Annotated in this window: 19 protein-coding genes; 17 read left to right on the top strand and 2 right to left on the bottom strand. The window is 34.2% G+C overall.

Annotation, left to right across the window (positions count from 1 at the left end):
• The first annotated feature begins 294 nt into the window (after window positions 1-294).
• The 8 genes from B2S90_RS04515 to B2S90_RS04480 all read left to right on the top strand — a co-directional run bounded on the left by B2S90_RS04515 (window position 295) and on the right by B2S90_RS04480 (window position 6706).
• Complete coding sequence (locus B2S90_RS04515) at window positions 295-873, top strand: AAA family ATPase (protein ID WP_006507084.1); 579 nt, start codon at window positions 295-297, stop codon at window positions 871-873.
• Between the two features lie 98 nt (window positions 874-971).
• Complete coding sequence (locus B2S90_RS04510) at window positions 972-1457, top strand: peptidylprolyl isomerase (protein ID WP_006507083.1); 486 nt, start codon at window positions 972-974, stop codon at window positions 1455-1457.
• A gap of 225 nt (window positions 1458-1682) precedes the next feature.
• The gene (locus B2S90_RS04505; RefSeq protein WP_055289862.1) at window positions 1683-2306 is read left to right on the top strand and encodes a GyrI-like domain-containing protein; all 624 of its coding nucleotides are present in this window, start codon (window positions 1683-1685) and stop codon (window positions 2304-2306) included.
• Between the two features lie 24 nt (window positions 2307-2330).
• On the top strand, window positions 2331-3077 hold the full coding sequence (locus tag B2S90_RS04500) for an exodeoxyribonuclease III (protein WP_286696593.1): 747 nt from the start codon (window positions 2331-2333) through the stop codon (window positions 3075-3077).
• A gap of 1 nt (window position 3078) precedes the next feature.
• Complete coding sequence (gene yfcE, locus B2S90_RS04495; protein ID WP_278779573.1) at window positions 3079-3621, top strand: phosphodiesterase; 543 nt, start codon at window positions 3079-3081, stop codon at window positions 3619-3621.
• A 58-nt stretch (window positions 3622-3679) separates the two neighbouring features.
• Window positions 3680-4384, top strand: coding sequence for a GntR family transcriptional regulator (locus tag B2S90_RS04490; protein WP_278779571.1), 705 nt, complete (start codon window positions 3680-3682; stop codon window positions 4382-4384).
• A 294-nt stretch (window positions 4385-4678) separates the two neighbouring features.
• The gene (locus B2S90_RS04485; RefSeq protein WP_286696592.1) at window positions 4679-6076 is read left to right on the top strand and encodes a PTS sugar transporter subunit IIC; all 1398 of its coding nucleotides are present in this window, start codon (window positions 4679-4681) and stop codon (window positions 6074-6076) included.
• A gap of 120 nt (window positions 6077-6196) precedes the next feature.
• A complete protein-coding gene (locus B2S90_RS04480; RefSeq protein ID WP_215656290.1) occupies window positions 6197-6706 on the top strand; it encodes a hypothetical protein in 510 nt (169 codons plus the stop codon).
• Between the two features lie 31 nt (window positions 6707-6737).
• Here B2S90_RS04480 and B2S90_RS04475 read toward each other — a convergent pair whose 3' ends face one another.
• Entirely contained in the window at window positions 6738-7418 is a 681-nt protein-coding gene (locus B2S90_RS04475) for a response regulator transcription factor (protein WP_055233495.1), read from the bottom strand.
• A 231-nt stretch (window positions 7419-7649) separates the two neighbouring features.
• Between B2S90_RS04475 and B2S90_RS04470 the strand changes: the two genes are divergently transcribed.
• The 4 genes from B2S90_RS04470 (at window position 7650) to B2S90_RS04455 (ending at window position 12754) form a co-directional block, all read left to right on the top strand.
• Window positions 7650-9731 carry a glutamine synthetase III gene (locus B2S90_RS04470; protein ID WP_055233494.1) on the top strand — a complete coding sequence of 694 codons (2082 nt, stop codon included), beginning with the start codon at window positions 7650-7652 and terminating at the stop codon, window positions 9729-9731.
• Window positions 9732-9809: 78 nt separating this feature from the next.
• Window positions 9810-10271 carry a GNAT family N-acetyltransferase gene (locus B2S90_RS04465; protein WP_278779566.1) on the top strand — a complete coding sequence of 154 codons (462 nt, stop codon included), beginning with the start codon at window positions 9810-9812 and terminating at the stop codon, window positions 10269-10271.
• A 137-nt stretch (window positions 10272-10408) separates the two neighbouring features.
• Window positions 10409-11839: a glycoside hydrolase family 1 protein gene (locus B2S90_RS04460; RefSeq protein WP_055233492.1), complete on the top strand. Its 1431-nt coding sequence runs from the start codon at window positions 10409-10411 to the stop codon at window positions 11837-11839.
• Between the two features lie 66 nt (window positions 11840-11905).
• Window positions 11906-12754 (top strand): hypothetical protein, encoded by an 849-nt coding sequence (locus B2S90_RS04455; RefSeq protein WP_055234131.1) that lies wholly within the window; start codon window positions 11906-11908, stop codon window positions 12752-12754.
• 23 nt (window positions 12755-12777) lie between these two features.
• Here the strand turns inward: B2S90_RS04455 and abc-f are convergent, their stop codons facing one another.
• Window positions 12778-14634: a ribosomal protection-like ABC-F family protein gene (abc-f, locus tag B2S90_RS04450; protein ID WP_055234132.1), complete on the bottom strand. Its 1857-nt coding sequence runs from the start codon at window positions 14632-14634 to the stop codon at window positions 12778-12780.
• Window positions 14635-14763: 129 nt separating this feature from the next.
• Here abc-f and B2S90_RS04445 point away from each other — a divergent pair, with 129 nt between their 5' ends.
• The 5 genes from B2S90_RS04445 to B2S90_RS04425 are packed head-to-tail and all read left to right on the top strand — an operon-like array spanning window position 14764 to window position 20817.
• Window positions 14764-16683: an aconitate hydratase gene (locus B2S90_RS04445; RefSeq protein ID WP_278779791.1), complete on the top strand. Its 1920-nt coding sequence runs from the start codon at window positions 14764-14766 to the stop codon at window positions 16681-16683.
• Window positions 16683-17675 (top strand): isocitrate/isopropylmalate dehydrogenase family protein, encoded by a 993-nt coding sequence (locus B2S90_RS04440; RefSeq protein WP_055234134.1) that lies wholly within the window; start codon window positions 16683-16685, stop codon window positions 17673-17675. The genes B2S90_RS04445 and B2S90_RS04440 overlap by 1 nt, the downstream gene beginning before the upstream one ends.
• Window positions 17676-17690: 15 nt before the next feature.
• Window positions 17691-18365, top strand: coding sequence for a GntR family transcriptional regulator (locus B2S90_RS04435; RefSeq protein WP_278779794.1), 675 nt, complete (start codon window positions 17691-17693; stop codon window positions 18363-18365).
• A gap of 45 nt (window positions 18366-18410) precedes the next feature.
• Window positions 18411-19517: a metallophosphoesterase gene (locus tag B2S90_RS04430; RefSeq protein WP_278779795.1), complete on the top strand. Its 1107-nt coding sequence runs from the start codon at window positions 18411-18413 to the stop codon at window positions 19515-19517.
• A complete protein-coding gene (locus tag B2S90_RS04425; protein ID WP_286696591.1) occupies window positions 19495-20817 on the top strand; it encodes a hypothetical protein in 1323 nt (440 codons plus the stop codon). The genes B2S90_RS04430 and B2S90_RS04425 overlap by 23 nt, the downstream gene beginning before the upstream one ends.
• The last annotated feature ends 78 nt before the right edge of the window (window positions 20818-20895 follow it).

The raw sequence follows: 20895 nt of genomic DNA, 5'->3' as shown, positions 1-20895 counted from the left end.
TCAGATAGAATTTTCAAATGTGACTGTGGTTATATCGAATACAGAGATTTCAATGCTGCTACTAATCTGAGAGATGCTACGACCTACGAAGTTGCATAAATGAACGCAGACGTAGGCATGTACCGGAGGCTACTTCGGGAATTTACGACTATAGAGTGTACAAGAACTTGTGAGTAGATTTGATTTCGGTCAATCCAAAGCATACACGATGACATAGTAAGTAATGTTCGTGAGAACTTACATTATCTCGATGTGAGTATATTTAATCACATTTTGAGTGGCAGGTTTTGTCTTATGCCTAAAATTATTACAATCGCAAGAGAATATGGTTCTGGAGGACGTATCATAGCACAGAAAGTAGCTAATCTTTTAGGACTTGTTTATTACGATAACCAGATTATTGATTTAGCTGCACAGGAACTTGGATTTGATATTGAAACAATTAGGAAAGCGGCTCAGGAAAAGAGTTCAGGATTCTTATATGGAATGGCTGGAGGCACTTTCCAGATGCCTTTAAATGATCAGGTTTTCGCAACACAATCTAAAATCATTCGTCATCTTGCAAATAACGATTCATGTATCATAGTAAATGGATGTGCTGATTATATTCTTGAAGATTATGATAAAGTATTAAGAGTCTTTATCCATGCACCTCTTGAATCACGTATTAAGAGAGTAGAAGAAGAATATAAAGAAGAGCATGAGAATACAAAGAAGTATGTCATATCAAGAGATAAGAAAAGATCTAATTACTATAATTACTACACAACAAACAAATGGGGTCAGTTAAAGAATTTTGACTTAACTATTAATAGTGATTATGGTTTAGATGAAGCTGCTGAAATTATTGCGGAAATGTATAAGAAATTATAATAATAAGAAGCTGTAATAGATGATCTGTTACAGCTTTTACTATTAGAGATAGAATAAATATGTTAAAATAAGGAGAAATCAAATAAAGGAGAACAATTATGGAAAAAATCTTATTTGAAATTGAAATGCAGGATGGCAATGTAATGAAGGGTGAATTATATCCTGAAGTAGCACCTATCACTGTAGAAAACTTTGTAAACCTAATTAAAAATAACTTCTTTGATGGTTTGATCTTCCATCGTGTTATCCCAGGATTCATGATCCAGGGTGGTGGATATGATACTGATTTGAAAGAACATCCAGCAGCATCTATCAAGGGTGAATTTGCATCTAATGGTGTGACTAATAACCTAAAGCATACAAGAGGTGTTTTGTCAATGGCAAGAACAATGGTGAAGGATTCTGCTTCATCTCAGTTCTTTATCATGCATGCTGATGCACCACATCTAGATGGTGACTATGCTGCTTTTGGTTTAATCACTGAAGGATTAGAAGAAGTAGATAAGATTGCGAATGTTAAAAGATCACCTTGGAATGATATGCCTAATGAACCACAGGTTATCAAGACAATGAAATTATTATAAAAAAAACTGTTGCGAAATATTGGAATCTTGATAAAATTTAGTACTGACAGTAAATCTAGGCTATTCTTTGTGAATAGCTTTTTTTGTCAGTTATGAATCAATGCCCAAAAGTATATTAATGAAATTGACACATTATCAAGACATTCTTTAGAAATAATACTAAATTAGTAGTAATTCCATGTGAATTTTTGTATAATGTTTACGTTTAAGAAAGGAGGCGCCGTAATGAAGGAAGGTATACGTAAAGAGTATAAGAAACAATATGATGCATCAACAAAGAAGATTGATATCGTTGATGTCCCAGAATTCAATTTCATCATGATTGATGGAATCGGTAATCCTGAAGTAGAAGAGTTCCATTTAAAGTCAAAAGCTCTTCGAATCATGTCAGCTGAAATTAGAGAGTATTTTAAACAGGAAAAGAACCTTGTTTATCTTATTTCGCCACTAGAAGGATTATGGGATACCTATGATAATTCGAAGTTTGACGTTACTCGTAAAAAGATGATCAAGTTTACATTGATGATGGCACAGCCAAAGCTTCTAGATCCTAATACATTTGAAATTATTAAACAGAAAGCAGCTAACAAGAAGGATAATCCTTACATTGTAGATATATATCTTAAGAGGATGACTGAAGGACATTGCGTACAGATGCTACATAAGGGTGCTTATAATACTGAAATCAATACAACTAAGCAGATCATGGAGTTCATCACTATCCAGAATATGCGTTTAGAAGGATTCCATCATGAGATTTACTTAAATGATTATGAGAAGACACCAAGTGAAAAACTGAAAACAATTGTTCGTTATGCGATTGCAGAAAATGGAGAAGGGGCTTTTTAGCTCCTTCTTTTTTGAGGAGAGAATATGAAATACGTATCATGGAATGTAAATGGCATTCGTGCCTGCTTAAAGAAAGGTTTTTTAGAAAGTTTCAAATCATTGGATGCTGATATTTTTGCTTTGCAGGAAACAAAGGCACAAAAGGATCAGATTGATTTAGATATTCCTGGTTATACACTTTATACCAATGATGCAATTAAGAAAGGTTATAGTGGAACTGCAATACTGACTAGAATGAAGCCTTTATCTGTATCTTATGGAATAGGGGTAGAGGAACATGACCAGGAAGGAAGAGTTATTACACTAGAATTTGAAGACTATTACTTTGTAACTTGTTATACGCCTAATTCTAAAAAAGAGCTTGCTAGAATAGATTATCGTATGGAATGGGAAGATGACTTCCTTGCCTATTTAGATGCTCTCAATAAACCAGTAATCCTTTGTGGAGACCTCAATGTGGCCCATCATGAAATAGACTTAAAGAATCCTTCGTCCAATCATCATAATGCAGGATTCTCTGATCAGGAACGTAGTAAGATGACAGAACTCTTATCACACGGCTATATTGATACATTTAGATATCTTTATCCAGATAAGAAGGATGCTTATACATGGTGGAGTTATATGTTTAAATCAAGAGAAAGAAATGCAGGATGGAGAATTGACTATTTTATTGTCTCTGAATCATTGAAAGAGAGAATAAAAGAGAGTTCGATATACAGTGACATATTGGGTAGCGATCACTGCCCAATCGGATTGGAGATGGAATAAAATGAAACTAATGATCATATCAGATATTCATGGTTCTTATAATGACTTAGAAAAAGTAATGCATTACTTTGATGAAGAACAGCCAGATCGTTTAATCATCCTAGGAGATATCTTATATCATGGACCTAGAAATGACTTACCAGAAGGCTATGCACCTAAAAAGTGCATTCCTTTATTAAATAAATATAAAGATAAGATCCTTGCAGTAAGAGGTAACTGTGATGCTGAAGTAGACCAGATGGTTTTAGATTTCCCTATGAGAAGTGATTATGCATTATTAAATGTAGATGGACATGACTTCTATATTACTCATGGACATCTTTACAATAAAGACAATATGCCTTATTTAAAGAAGGGTGATGTTTTCCTTTATGGACATTATCATGTTTCTGTATTTGAAGACCATGGCTTCTATACAGTGAATCCAAATTCTATCTCTTTACCAAAACAGGGTGTAAAAAGCTTCTTAGTTTATGAAAATGAAACATTCACACTCTATAATTTAGAACATGAAGAGATTTGGTGTAAAAAAATCACAAAATAAGAATTATACAGTGCATTCTTTTTTAAAGTATGGTATTTTTATGTAAGGAGGTGGTTTTGTGGCAAAGTATAGAGATATCGCTGATGCAATTAGAGAGAAGATTAAGTCGGGAGAATATACTGCTGGCCAGAAGCTTCCTTATGAATATTTATTATGTGTCAATTATCATTGTAATAAAGAAACAATGAAGAAGGCTTTAGAGATTCTTGTAAAAGAAGGTCTTATTATCCGTCGTCGTGGGGCAGGAACATTTGTGAAGGAACTTAATGTTTCTGAACTAAATGAAACAGTGCGTACACGTAGTCTTTCTATGCGTTTTGAAGGACATGATGTTACATCAGATATTAAGGTATTTGAAGTTATACCGAGTGATGAAAAAATTGCGAAAAAATTACAGATTGATGAAGGAGACTTCGTTTATCATATTATTAGAAATAGATCAGTGGATGGAAAACCTTATTGTGTAGAGATTACTTATATTCCGCTTTATCGTTTAGTTAATCTAAAAGCAGATGTATTAAAAGATTCATTATATAAATTTGTAATCAATCAGCTTCATCTAACTGTTCAGAGCTGTCATTTAAAGATCACATCTGCTCTGTCTACAGTACAAGAACAAGTATTCTTAGGACTTGCAGAAGGGGAACCTTATATCCAGGAAGAACAGACAACCTATCTCTCAAACGGCTCTGTTTTCGAACTGACATTCAATAGACGTCACTATGCAAACTATGAATTCCAGACAGTAATTGTAGAACAATAATCAATATTTTTATATGAAGGCAGTCTTAATGGGCTGTCTTTTTTATGTAACATAATCACAAAATTTACATGAACTTAGCCAACCAACATAAAAATATTTTCAAAAAATAAAAAAATGTAACATAATACAAAAATCAAAAAATGTATTGTTACATTCAATAGAATTTAAAATATTTACGATTCAAAATCGGGTTATTAAACTTAAAAGTACCATACATTTTAAAATGTAACCGTTGACATTTTTACAAAGAGCGATTATACTGTATTTGTCGAAAAGATTTAGGGAGGAAAATTTATGGACGCTTTTGCTGATAAGCTAGGACGTGTCGGCGCATGGTGTGGTCAGAACAAGTATCTTAATGCTATTAAGAACGGGTTCCAGAACTTCATGCCAGCTACTATCTCAGGTGCCGTTGGTGTACTTTGGACAAACGTTTTAGTTAACTCATCAACTGGTTTAGGTGCTATCTGGAAACCAATCATGGCTTTAGAAGTACTTAACCCAATCTTTGCTGCTATGCAGTATGCTACAATCTCATGTATCACAATCGGTGTAACTATGTTAGTTGCTTCTGAAATCGCTGAAGCAAATGGTGAAACTGGTGCTTACCCTGCTGTTTTAGGCTTCATCTTATGGATGATGGTAACTCCTACAACATTCGCTGCTAAGGACTTAGGTGCTTCTTACATCGATGCTAAAGGTATTTCTCATGGCTTTAGTTTAGGTCAGTTCATTAATGTAACTGGTGAAGCTGCTAAACATCAAATTACAGCTGATAGCTTCAGCTACAGTGGTATTATGTCAAGCTACACTGGTGCAACTGGTTTATTCACAGGTCTTATCGTTGCAATCCTTGGTATGGAACTTTACAATATGTTCCGTAAGAATGATGCATTAAAGATCAAGATGCCTGAACAGGTTCCACCTGGAGTTGCTCGTGCATTCGAAGTATTAATCCCAACTTGCTTAACTGCAATCGTTGTTGGTGCTGTTGGATTAGTATGTCAGTTAGCTACTGGTGCTGAATTAAATGCGTTGATCTATAACGTAATTCAGAAACCATTACAGAATATCATTGGTAACAACCTTGTTGCAGTATGTATCATGTATATAATCATCATGTTATTCTGGTGCGTAGGTATCCATGGTAACAACATGGTTGCTGCTGTTAAGGAACCAATCTTCAGACCATTATTATACGCTAACACTGCTGCTTATACTGCTCATCATGATATCCCATATGTTATGAACTTAACTATGATTCAGATGTTCGCAGAATTCGGTGGTTCTGGTGTTACTATCGGTTTAGTAATCGCAATTCTTATCTTCTCTAAACGTGAAGATAACAGAACAATCGCTGGTATCTCAATCGTTCCAGGTTTATTTAACATCAACGAAACTATGACATTTGGTATCCCTCTAGTATTGAACCCAATCCTAGACATTCCATTTATCTTTGCTCCAGTTGTAACTGTTATTATTGGTTACATCTTAGTTTCTAGTGGATTCTGTCCTAAGATCGTACTTGAAGTACCTTGGACTATGCCACCAGTATTATTCGGTTTCGTTGCTACAGGTGGTAACCTAATGGGTGCTGTAGCACAGTTAGTTGTTCTTGCAGTTTCAGTAGTTGTTTACATTCCATTCTTAATTGCCTACGAAAAATTCCAGGCTAAACAGGCTGCTGAATAATTTAATTAAAATTTATTATAATAATTTCGACATTGGGAAGAGAGCATTGCCTCTCTTCTTTTTTTATTGTAATAATGGGCTAAATATTGTATAATAGAAAGGAAAGTGAGGCTTTTTTTTATGAAAGAATTCAAGGTAAAACCAAATCTAGCTGTTGGTATTTGGCTAGGCGCTTTAACTCTTGTTTGGGTTTATGATATCGTCATGTTTGTATTAAAATCATTGGATCAGCAGTCATTTATTATTGTTTCAATTTTCTTGGCTGCAATGTATCTTTATTTCTTAGGATGTCGTCCTTATGAATATATCGTCGATGGCAAAACTTTAATCTTCAAAAGAAGATTATTACCACAAAAAGAAGTAGACTTAATGTCATGTGAAGTCATTTGTGATCCAGTATCAAGAATGGCTGATTTAGTCACTAGACCTCATGCTATTGAATTATATACAGATTTAAAGAAGAGATATAGTACATTCCCAAAAGATAGATATGAATTTGTAGACGCAATTTGCGAATCTAATAAACGTATCCACTGTACAGTAGCGGATTATACTGACCAGCATCGTAAGATTGAAAAGAAAGAAAGACGCGAAAACAGAAGACGAAGAAAAATCAATAAGAGAAGCTAAAAGAAAAAAGAATGCGATATGCATTCTTTTTTTATATGGCCATCTTATATGAGTTTGCGCCAAAGCGTCTGATATACTCTTCATGAGAGCCTGTTCTATTTAATTTAATTATAAGTGAACTTACTAGGTTCATGACTGATTGATCGTCTGCATAAACACTATCACCCCAGATACCTTCAAAAATCTTGGTTGAAGTATAAGGCTGATAGGGATGTGACATCAACATTTTTAATAGTTTAAATTCATTTTTAGTTAGAGTGACTGAATGATCATTTAATGAAACGGTCTTGGCAGTATCATCTAATATAATATCTTTAAAACGGTAGATCTTTCTAGGTCTTAAAACACCCATTTTATAGACATCTTGAATTTTTCTTAATAAAGATGTTAATGAGAAGGGTACTACAATATAATCATCAGCACCGGCATCTAATAAATCTTCTAAGTAAGCTTCATTTAACATATCACTTACAACTATAGTTATAGCTTGTGAGTTACGTCTATTGTTTACTAGGAACTTATTCGTATTAATACCGGGGAATACATCTTCTAGAATAATGCAATCATAATTGTTGTTTGTATAAAGAGAATTAAATTTATCCAATGTCTTTGCTTGATAACAAGTGAAATGATCCTGGTCGAGATAATTCTTAATGCGATTATTACGTTCGCTATCATGATCTATGATCAATGTTTTCTGTTTTCCAAACATATTTTTCACCTCGCCACAATTATAGTCTTATTATCATCAAATAACAAGTTAAGCAATATTTTTTAAAAAGTGAAAAAAAGTGAATTAGAGTAGTTAAAAGCCTATATTTTGTGATACTATGTGGTTGCAATAAGGAGTGAATGATAAAAATTATTGCACAGTGATAAAAAAGTATTGACACGAATATTTTTTATTGCTACAATCATACCCATAAAAAGGAGATGTAATCGTATGGAAATGAACAAACTTTTAGATGAATACGGTCGTTATACATTTAACGACGAAACTATGAAGGAACGCATTCCTAAATCTATTTATAAAGCTTTCCATGAAGCTCTAGATAAGGGAGAACCTCTTTCAAAAGAAGTTGCAACAGTAATTGCAAATGCAATGAAAATCTGGGCTGTTGAAAATGGTGCTACACATTTCACTCACTGGTTTATGCCAATGACTGGTTTAACTGCAGAAAAGCATGATGCTTTCTTAGAACCAGATGGAAATGGTGGAGCAGTTCTTGAATTTAGTGGTAAGACATTGAGAAAAGGTGAACCTGATGCCTCTTCTTTCCCATCTGGTGGTATTCGTGCTACTTTCGAAGCACGTGGTTATACTGCATGGGATTGTACTTCTCCAGCCTTTGTAAAAGACGGTAGCTTATATATTCCTACATTATTCTGTTCTTATACTGGTGAAGCACTTGATAAAAAGACTCCATTATTACGTGCTAGTGATGCTTTAAGTGCATCAGCTTCTAACTTATTAACTAAGATTGGTTTAGAAGGTGTTGATAAAGTGACTGCTTCAGTTGGTGCTGAACAGGAATATTTCTTAGTATTAGATGAATACTGGCAGAAGAGAATTGACTTAAAGTTAACTGGTCGTACTCTTTATGGCGCTCCTGCTCCTAAGGGTCAGGAACTAGAAGATCACTACTTTGGTTCTATTAAACGTAAAGTAGGTGCCTTCATGAAGGATCTTGATAACGAATTATGGAAATATGGTATTCCTTCAAAGACTAAGCATAACGAAGTTGCTCCTGCACAGCATGAAGTAGCATGTGTATATACAGTAGCTAACGTAACAGCTGACAACAACGCATTAGTTATGCAGTTATCTCAGGATATTGCCAAGAAACATGGTTTAAGATGTTTATTACATGAAAAACCATTTGAAGGTGTTAACGGCTCTGGTAAGCATAACAACTGGTCATTAATGACTAATACAGGTATTAACTTATTTAATCCCGGACCTGATCCAATCAACAATAAGCCTTTCTTAGCTACTCTTGCATGTGCTCTCAAGGGTGTTGATGAATATGCTGAATTATTAAGATTATCTGCTGCATGTGCTGGTAATGACCACAGACTAGGTGCTAACGAAGCTCCACCTGCAATTGTTTCAGCATTCGTTGGTGATGACTTAAATAAAGTTATTAAAGCAATCGTTGATGGTGAAGAATTGAATAAGACTACTGGTGAAAGATTTAGTACTGGTGTATCAGTTATCCCAGATTTCTCTAAAGACTCAACAGACAGAAACAGAACATCTCCTTTTGCCTTCACAGGTAATAAATTTGAATTCCGTATGGTTGGTTCATCTCAGTCAGTTGCATCAGTTAACACTATGTTAAATGCTATCATGGCTGAAGAATATGATCAGATGGCTGCTAAATTAGATGCAGGTGAATCATTAGATGATATCATTAGAGAATTTTTCAAAGATCATGAAAGAATCATTTTCAATGGTGATGGTTATTCAGATGAATGGAAAGAAGAAGCTGCAAGACGTGGATTACCTAACCACGCAAACTCAGTAGATGCATGTTCTTGCTTAAAGAAACCTGCAATCCGTGAAATGTTTGTAAAACATGGTGTATACACTGAAGCTGAAATTGATTCACGTTATGATATCCAGTTAGATAACTATGCTAAGACAATCCGTGTTGAAGCTTTAACTGCTTTATCAATGGCTAAGACTGAATTATATCCAGCATATGTAAAAGCATGTGGTACTTTAGCTAATGATGCTAAAGAAGTAGCTAAGGCTGGTGTAGACAATACATTCATGGTTGAAGACTTAAAGGTATTAACTTCTTTACTTTCAACTATGCGTGAACAGATGATTACATTAGAAGATGCTATTAATAAAGCTGATGCAACTGATACTTCTACATTAGATAATGCGACTGCATGGAGGGATTTAGTTATCCCTGCTATGGATGCATTACGTGCAACTGCTGATAGCTTAGAAACTAAAGTAAGTGCCGAGCAGTATCCAATTCCAAACTACATCGATTTATTATTCGGTATTTAATTGAAACGGTCTATGATGACCGTTTTTTTTATGGGTAAATAATGGTATAATGTGATGTATGAAATAGAGGTGATATAAATGGAATTTAGAGAATACAAGGACACAGATCTTCATGCAGTTATGGATTTATTTTATGTCACTGTCCATGAAGTCAATAAGAATGATTATACAGAAGACCAATTAGAAGCCATTGCACCAAAAGAAGCTAATGAATATCATTGGGAAAAATCTTTAGAAAAGAATCATACTATCGTAGTAGAACAAGATGAGAAATTAATTGCATTTGGTAATATTGGTAAAACAGGTTATTTAGATCGTTTATATGTTCATCCTGATTATTTAAGAAAAGGGATTGCATCAAAACTTGTAGAAGATTTAGAAGCCTATGCAAAAAAACATGATTGTCATGTCATTAATGTGACTTCATCTATTACATCTAAACCATTCTTTGAATCTAAAGGTTATACAGTTATTGAAGAACAAATCAATGAAAGACGTGGAGAAAGACTTCTAAGATACTTAATGGAAAAGAAAATCTAAAATACTTTTTTAAAAAAGGTGCAAGATAAGCGAGAAAATGTAAAAACATTTTCTCTTTTTTTCTAGAATTGAAAAGAATCCTATTTTTTGAAATCTTCCGTTATAATGGTGTCAGAAAAGAAAAGGAGACACACAAAATGTTAGACAACAAATTAAAAGCTTTTCCAAAAGATTTCTTATGGGGCGCTTCTACTTCAGCTTATCAGGTAGAAGGTGCAAACTTATCAGATGGTAAAGGACCATCATGTCAGGATGTTAAAGAATTACCAGCAGGAACTGCATCTTTAGATGTATGTGCAGATCATTATCATCGTTATAAAGAAGATATCAAGTTAATGGCTGAAATGGGATTCAAGACATACCGTTTCTCAATCGCTTGGACTAGACTTATTCCTAATGGAACTGGTGAAATCAACCAGGCAGGTATCGATCATTACAATGATGTGATCAATACATGTTTAGAATATAATATCGAACCATTAGTCACTATGTTCCACTTCGATATGCCTGATGCATTAGACAAGAGAGGTTCTTGGTCTAATCCTGAATCAGTAGATTGGTTCGTTAATTTTGCTAAAGTTATGTTTGAAAACTTCGGTGATAGAGTTAAATATTGGTTAACTATCAACGAACAGAACATGCTTACTTTAGTTGGTCCACTTATTGGTACATTAAGAATTCCTGAAGGTACTACAAATGTATTAAAAGAAGTATATCAGCAGAACCACCATATGTTAGTTGCTCAGGCTAAAGCTATGGTTTTATGTCATGAAATGCTTCCAAATGCAAAGATTGGTCCAGCTCCAAACATTTCTTATGTATATCCAGCATCTTGTAAGCCAGAAGATATTTTAGCAGCTCAGGAATTCAACGCAATCAGAAACTGGTTATATTTAGATATGGCTGTTTATGGAAAATACAATAACTTAGTATGGACTTACTTAGAAGAAAATGATGCAACACCAACATTTGCTGAAGGTGATGAAGAAGCAATGAAGAATGCACATCCAGACTTCATTGGTTTCAACTACTATTCAACTGCAACTGTACAGAAAGCAGCAGCTGATGAAGAATTAGATCCGGGTGCAGACCAGCAGTCAGCTCGTGGTGAAGCAGGTTACTATAAGGGATATGAAAATCCAAACCTTAAGAAGACTGAATTCGGTTGGGAAATTGACCCTGATGGTTTCTTAGCAACTATGAGAGAAATGTATTCTCGTTATCATTTACCAATGATCGTTACTGAAAATGGTTTAGGTGCTTACGATACATTAGAAGATGGTCGTGTTCATGATAACTACAGAATTGCATACTTAAGAGCACATATTGAACAGTTACATAAGGCTGTTACTGAAAACATCGAAATGATGGGTTACTGCCCTTGGTCAGCAATCGACTTAGTATCAACTCATGAAGGTATCAGAAAGAGATATGGTTTCATCTATGTAGATACTACAGATGAAAAAGTAGGAACTCTTGATCGTTATAAGAAAGATTCATTCTACTGGTATAAGAAAGTCATCGCTACTAATGGCGAAGACTTATCAGACGACTTCGATGTTGAATAATAAATGAACATCTGGACTTTTCCGGATGTTTTTTTTAGTGTATGATAGGATGGAAAGGAGATTAATATGAACGCTATTATTTTATCGCTAATAAGCTGGTTTGTATTCCTAATTAATCCTCCTATAGGTTTAGGAAGTCTTGTTATATTAATAGAAACAGGCCTTTATGGCTTGATGGAATATCGTATTAAAAAAGCTGATGATTCAGAAAAAGATACGCTTTATAATGCTTACTTTATTCTTTCAGTGATGTTAGTTGTTGTGACTTCAGTTATCATGCTTTTCCTCTATCAATTAGATGGGGACAGTACTGTCACTCTTATTAATAAAAGAGGGGAATTAATGAATACAGTACTCTATATGATCGGCTTGATGGTTAATGTTTTATCTATTAAGACTGTTTATGATGAAAGAAATAAATGGTTACATCGTTATGGTGGAAGAGAACTGTATGATTACTTTGATCCTGAGGGAATGACATTCACTATGCCACGTTCTTTCTATATATGTATGGGTGCTTCTATTGTGAGTGGTTTATTGTGTCCTTACTTAGGGACTATTGGTTTCTGGACACTACTCTATATTCCAATCATTATGTTCTCACGTATGAATCTCAAGATATATAAGAATATGTATATTAAGTTATCTCATAATAGAGGAACAGAGAATGAATATGAAAGACTTAAGCATGTTGTGCCAGGAGGTATCTACACACACTATTGTTTATGGTTTACTTATATGATTGCCTTTATGGTGATAGGGATTAAATTCTTATGTTATTCACAGAAGATATTTGTATTATCTTTCTTGCCGACATTAAAAGATATTTATGCATTCTATCCATTTATTGTGTCAATCATTGGTGATTTTATCTGCGCATTTATACTTATCTACAACTTAAAACAAAGAAATTAGGACTAGGGTTGCCCCTAGTCCTTTTAAGCGTTCATCTCTTCTGAAAGTTCTTCCCATTCTATCATGAGTTCTTCTAATTGATTGTTTAAGCCTTCTAGTTCAGCAGTGATTTCATTATACTTCTGGTAATCATTCATCACTTCATCGCTATGGAGTTCTTCTTCCTTCGCACTGATCTTCTCTTCAAAGTCAGAAATATCATTTTCTATCTTCTTTAATCTATTCTTCTTTTTCTTATCAATAGTATTTTGAACCTTTACCGCTGTTTCTTTCACAACTTCTTCTACTTTACGATGTTCAAGGTAATAAGCATAGTTACCAGCAAATATTTCATCACCATGAGGATTCATTTCCACAATCTTAGTAGCGAGCTTATTAATAAAATAACGGTCATGAGAAATAAAAAGAATAGTACCAGGGAAATCTAATAATGCATCTTCTAGTACTTCCTTAGACTGAATATCTAAATGGTTTGTTGGTTCATCGAGAATCAAGAAGTTAGCTTTATTAAGTAATAACTTGATTAAGACAATACGTCCTTTTTCACCACCGGATAAAACATCAATTGTTTTAAATACATCTTCACCTTTGAATAAGAATGCAGCACAGATATTTCTAATCTCTGTATTATTCATATCAGGATAAGCATCATGTATTTCATCAAAGATTGTCTTTTCAGGAGATAAAGAAGTCTGTTCCTGATCATAATAACCAATCATTACCTTAGAGCCTAAACGAATACGTCCATGTACAGGTAAATAATCTTTAAGAATCAAATGGAACATTGTTGTTTTACCTACACCATTAGGACCAAGTAAAGCAACTCTTTCACCTTTCTTAACTTCAAAAGATACCGAATCGAACAATGGCTTATCAAAAGCCATAGCGACATCGTCTACTTTTAAAACATCATAACCACTTTCAACTTCAGGGACAAATGCAAAACGGATACTAGAAGGAAGACTCTCCGGTCTTTCAACCTTCTCCATACGTTCAAGTGCTTTCTCTTTAGACTCAGCACGTTTTATCTGTTTTTCACGGTTATAAGATTTTAAACGGTCAATAGACTCCTGCATACGTTTAATATCTTTCTGGTTATTTAAATAATGTTTTAATTCTACATCACGATCATGCTTCTTGATTTCAGCATATTTAGAGTAGTTACATTTATAAATCTTACTTTTACCATTCTCTATTTCCATAATAGAAGTAGACACCTGATCAATAAAATAACGGTCATGAGATACCACAATTACAGCTTTATTATATTGTTTTAAATAGTTTTCCAACCATTCAATAGAATTTACATCAAGATGGTTAGTCGGTTCATCAAGTAATAATAAATCAGGAGAACGTAATAATAACTGACCTAACGCAATTCTTGTCTTCTGTCCACCAGATAAAATACCAATTGGTTTATACCACATATCCTCATCAAAACCTAAACCATTCAAAACACCTTTGACTTGTGACTCCATGGCATAACCGCCTTCATCCTGGAATTTAGATAATAAAGAATCATATTGATTCATAATTGTATCTAAATCATTTGTCACAGCCATTTCCTGTTCCAATTCACGAATACGTTTCTCTATTTTCTTTAAATCTTCAAAAGGTTCTTCCAATGTTTCATAGATACTCTTATTAAGATCAAACTTATGTTCCTGATTCAATGTACCAATACGAATATTCTTCGCAATAGTCATCATACCATCATCATAAGCCTCTTCATTTAAAAGAATTCTAAGCAATGTACTCTTACCAGCACCATTAACACCTATGATGGCAAGCTTATCATGCTCTTCTATATGGAATGTTATATTTTTTAGGACTTCTTTTCCTGAATAAGATTTAGTAAGTCCTGAACAAGATAATATCATTTTTTCATCACCCAATGTATTGTACCAATTTAACGAAATAAATACAAATTATCTTTGTTTTTTATATTGCACATAGAATAGTATATGTGTATAATTGTATACAATGATAAACAAGGGGGAGAAGATTATATGAATCTAGCGTATAAAATCTTGAATGCACATCTTAAAGAAGGAGAATTAGTTCCAGGAACATCTATTTGTATCGGAATTGACCAGACTTTAACACAGGATTCTACAGGTACAATGGCTTATCTTCAGTTAGAAGCAATGAATGTAGGTCATGTTGCAGTAGAAAAAGCCGTGGCTTATATTGACCACAACATGCTTCAGACTGGTTTTGAAAACATGGATGACCATGAATTTATTAAATCTGTTGCAAGAAAACATGGTATCACATTCTCTAAACCAGGTAATGGTGTCTGTCATCAGTTACAACTTGAAAATTTTTCACATCCAGGTAAGACGCTAATTGGTTCAGATTCTCATACACCAACATGTGGTGCAATGGGTATGATTGCGATTGGTGCAGGAGGACTTGATGTAGCCGTTGCCATGGCAACAGGTAAGTACTATGTTCAGTGTCCATCAGTTTTACAGGTTAAACTAACAGGACGTAAAGCACCTTGGGTATCTGCAAAAGATGTTATCTTAAAAATTCTACAGGAATTATCTGTAAAAGGTGGGGTTAATAAGATTGTTGAATATACAGGTGAAGGTTTAAGTGATCTTTCATTAACTGACCGTGCTACTATCTGTAACATGGGTGCAGAACTAGGTGCGACTACTTCAGTATTCCCAACCGATGAAAATGCTTTAGCTTACTTAAAGCAGCAGGGTAGAGAAGATGAATATGTTGAAATGAAAGCTGATGATGATGCAACATATGATGAAACTATTGAAATCGATATGTCTACATTAGTTCCTATGGTTGCACAGCCTCATTCACCAGATAATGTAGTAGATGTAAAAGAATTAGAAGGAATGAAGATCAATCAGGTAGTCATTGGCTCTTGTACAAACTCATCTTTACCAGATATGATGCGTGCAGCAAAGATCTTAAAAGGTCGTAAAGTGGCTGAAGATGTTTCTTTAGTTATCGCGCCAGGTTCATCTTCTATTCTTTCTATGCTGGCACAAAATGGTGCTCTTGCAGATATGATTCATGCAGGTGCAAGAATTCTTGAATGTGGATGTGGTCCTTGTATCGGTATGGGACAGGCTCCATTATCAAAAGGTGTTTCTTTAAGAACAATCAACCGTAACTTTAAAGGACGTTCTGGCACAAATGATGCAAGTGTATATCTTGTATCTCCAGAAGTTGCTGCATTATCTGCAGTCAAAGGTTATTTATCACAGGAATTTGAAGATGATATGGTATTAGAAGAAGTACCAGATACACCATTTGTGAAGAATCCTAACTTCTTTATTAGTGAATATATCCCTGATAATGAAATCTATATGGGACCTAATATCAAACCAGTTCCTAGAGGAGATAAGTTAACAGATACAGTAAGCGGTAAAGTTGTATTAAAAGTAGGAGACAATATCTCTACAGACCATATCGTACCTTCTGATTCTAAATTACTCCCATTCCGTTCTAATGTCCCTCATTTAGCTAAGTTCTCATTCTCTAAGGTAGATCCTGAATTCTATAATAGAGCTGTTAAAAATAATGGTGGTTTCATTGTAGGAGGAGATAACTATGGACAGGGTTCATCAAGAGAACATGCTGCATTAGTACCTAACTACTTAAAGATCAAAGCTATCTTCGCAATTTCATTTGCGAGAATTCATCGTTCTAACTTAATCAACAATGGTATTCTTCCACTTGTTATTGATGCGAAAGATTACGATTTCTTCAATGATCAGGATGATTACGAATTAAGTGATTTATTAACATCTGTAGAAGAAGGTAAGGATATTGTAGTGACTAATAAGAATACAAATGAAACTATTACAGCACATCTATCATTATCAGCACGTGAAAAAGTCATGATTCAGTATGGTGGATTATTAAATGCAATTAAAGAACTAGGAGGAGATTTCTAATGAAAGCAGTACTTATTCCAGGTGATGGGATTGGACCAGAGATTTCAGCAAGTGTTGAATCTATCACAAAAGCAATGAACCTAGATATTGAATGGGTTAAATATAGAGCAGGTGCAGAATATGCAAAAGAAACAGGTGAAGTATGGGAACCTGGTCTTGTAGACGCAATTGAAGAATATAAATGGGCATTAAAAGGTCCTACAGCCACTCCAATTGGAACAGGTTTTAGAAGTGTGAATGTCGCATTAAGACAGAAATTCTCTACTTATGCCAATGTACGTCCTTTACGTAACTTCAAGGGTATTGATTCTAAATATGAAAATATTGATTTAGTCATCATTAGAGAAAATACTGAAGATTTGTATAAAGGTATTGAATATATGCTCACTGATGATATTGCGAATGGTGTTAAGTTAATCACGAGAGAAGCTTCTACACGTATTTGTCGTTATGCATTTGAATATGCACGCACAAATAACAGAAAAAAAGTGACAGCCATTCATAAAGCCAATATAATGAAGTATACAGATGGTCTTTTCCTTGATTGTTATAGAGAAGTGGCAAAAGACTATCCAGAAATAGAAACACAAGAAGTTATTATTGATAATATGTGTATGCAGCTTGTACAGCGTCCAGAAACATTTGATGTCCTTGTTGCACCAAACTTATATGGGGATATTGTTTCTGACTTATGTGCAGGTCTTGTAGGTGGTCTTGGTATTGCACCATCAGGTAATATTGGTGACGACTACCGTATTTATGAAGCTGTTCATGGCAGTGCACCTGATATTGCAGGTAAAGGTATTGCGAACCCAAGTTCTTTAATTCTTGCATTCGCAATGATGCTTGAAGCATTAAATAAACAGAAAGAAGCACAATCTTTAAGAGAAGCCTTAGCAGCAGTCATAGAAGAAGGTAAGTTTACAACACCTGATATTGGTGGACAGGCAACTACAAAAGAGTTTACAGACGCAATTATCGATAAATTATAAGAGGAGGAAAAAGAAATGCCATCTCATAGCATTTTTGAATCAACTTCCCATGGATCATTGGGCTCTAAAATATTTATCTTATTACGTGATCGTATTCTTAATGAAAGTTATAAATGTGGTGATAAATTAAATGAATTAACACTTGCGAAAGAGTTGAAGATTTCTCGTACACCTATTAGAGAAGCATTAAAACAGCTAGAATTAGAAGGTTTAGTAGAAAGTATTCCTAATAAAGGTGTTTATGTCAAAGGTTTTTCACCTCGTGATATTGATGATATGTTTGAAATACGTCTTTCTCTAGAAGGATTAGCTGTTTCATTCGCAATTGATCGTATGGATGAAGTGCATCTTGCTAAAATTAAAGAAGTATTTGAATTGCTAGAATTCTATACTAAAAAGGGTGACTTTGATAAAGTGAATGATTTTAATATTCTATTCCATGAATCTATTTATCAGGCAACACAGTCTACCTATTTTGAACAGATTCTTAAGGATATTCATTACTATGTCTCTGTGACATCAAGACATTCTATTGCGCGTCCGGAACGTTTAGAATCATCACTTGCAGAACATCGTGCTATTCTAGAAGCCATCATTGATGGAGACAAAGATGAAGCAACAGAACGTATTCAAAGACATATTCGTAAAACACAGATGCTTGTAAGAAAGTATTATGCAACAAAAAAGTAGGGCAACCTACTTTTTTTGATGTAGAATGATATCAGGAGGGTACTTATGTTTACACCAAAACATTTGATTAAAAAAGAAAAGAATGATTATCGCTTGATTGCGATATCAGATATACATGGTCATTTAGACCGCTTTAAAGAATTACTAAGAAAAGTGAATTATGATCCTGTAGAGGATTATTTGGTGATTATTGGTGACTTTGTAGAAAAAGGAGATCAGGTATTAGAAACAATACACTTTATTATGAATCTTTCACGTTTTCCCAAGTGTTATGTTTTGATGGGAAATTGTGAATGGGCGATGAATGCATTACTTACTATTCCAGAAATTGCAGGTGAAATTCCTAAGTATTTAAAGAGAAATAGTAAGAACGGTATTATTAGAGATATATATAATCATGAACATTTTAATGATGGACATGAAACACCTTTAGGTATGCAAAAAATCATGGCTGAAAAGCTAAAACAAGAATTAAAGTTCATGTCCCATTTACCTACTACATTATTATTTAATGATTATTTATTTGTCCATGCTGGTGTAGAACCAAGAGATAATTATAAGGAATGTGGTCTCTCTTCCTATCTCGAACTCCAACATTTTTATGAATTAGGACATTCATTAAAGTATACAGTTGTAGTAGGACATCTTCCTACATCCAATTATTTCCCTCGTTCTATTCATAATGACATTATTATAGATGAAGAAAAGAAGATCATCTGTATTGATGGAGGAACAGGTGTGAAACCTATCTCACAATTAAATGCGCTTATTATTCATAGTTATAAGGGGGAAATAACATACCAAACAGAATGTGTACAACCATTTCCTGTAGGTGTATTAAATAAAGACCTTTATGGTAATGGTGAAGTAGACCACAAGATAGCCTTTCCTGATTATGAAGTAAAGATCATGAAAAAAGGAAAAGAGTTTAGTCAATGTTATAGAGTGAGTGATCATGTAATGATCTCTATTAAGAATGAATTCTTATATGAAAGAAATCATCATCTCTATTGTTTAGATGATTATACAGATCATTGGTTTATAGGTGAAAAAGGAACAGAAGTCAAGATTGCAGGTGTTTATGGACATTATGTCTATGTTATCTGTGGTGCACAGGTAGGGTGGGTCAATGAAGAAGACATCAATTATTAAAATACTATGTGTGATAGCTGTGTTATTAAGCATCATCACTTATCAGACGTTCTTTTCTTATAAGAAACTTGATTCTCATATTGTATTAGTCAAAGAGAATACGTCATTTTTACATCAAACACTTACCATCGGACAACCTTTAGTTGTAGAAGGACAAAGAGGCTCTCAATATTATGTCTATTTATATGTGAATGGAAAGAAGAAGGAAGGCTATATATCAAGTAAAAAGGTACAACCTTATACATTTGATGAATCTTTTGAAAAAGAACTTATATCATTTCCTGATAGCTACAAACAACCGTTACGCTTCTTACATGCACTTTATCCAGAATGGCGGTATGTGCCTCTTAATACTTCTTTAGACTTTAATGACACGGCTTCTATTTTCCAAAGTAAATCATTGATAGATATAAATGATTCTTCAATGATCGCTTCTCCTGATATTATAGAAGGACAGACATGGTGTCGTGTTTCTTTGAATGCAGCTCGTTATTTCTTAGATCCACGCAATGCTTTGGGTGCTTATCATGCGCTGATGTTTGAGAAGCTCACTTATAATCCTTCTGAAACATTACAGGAAGGAAAAAGAATGTTGGCAGGAACTGAAATGTCAGGTATAGAATCGCAGTCTAAAAAAGACTGGGCCGAACTCTATCGTCACAGTGCAGAAGTAAATAACATCTCTATGTCATTACTCATTACCCGTGCGATTCAGGAACAGACAGGTGGAGGACTAGGACTTCGTGGAGGACATGCAAGAAATAATCCGCAAGGACCTCTTTTCTATAATATATATAATATCGGAGCCAACAGAAGTGATCAGGATGGAATAGACTTTGCGGCATCAAGAAACTGGGATACAAGAGAAAAAGCGATTCTCTATGGTTCTAAGTATCTAATGAATAACTATATCACAAAAGGACAGGATTCACTTTATCTGCAGAAATTTGATGTCCACAACAATAATCCAGGTCATCATTATTATATGTCCAATATCCGTGCACCTTATAGTGAAGCAAAGAATATGTTAAGAGGGTACAAGTCTAATAATATGGATCATGTGAAACGTATACTAGAAATACCACTTTATACTCATATGCCTGTTTATAATGCTTATCCTATTTCTACTGATATCAAATATGCAGGAACTATTATGAAGAATCCTCATTGTGAATATCAAATAGCGGATACATATAAGAACCTTACAGAAAATGTAGATTATATCTCTATCAATCACAAAACCTATACACATATTGTAGGTTTGAATAACTACTATGGTTCATGTGATATTCCAAAATAATATTTTCATAAATAAATCCTTTCGTTTGTCATAGGCGGAAACCCACTGCCAATAGGTGGGAGGAGCCTCGTAAATCGT

This window comes from Catenibacterium sp. UBA627 (assembly GCF_002299355.1).
GTDB lineage: Bacteria > Bacillota_I > Bacilli_A > Erysipelotrichales > Coprobacillaceae > Catenibacterium > Catenibacterium mitsuoka.
Note: the sequence above shows the minus strand (reverse complement) of the source record. Positions and strands in the feature narration are given on the sequence as shown.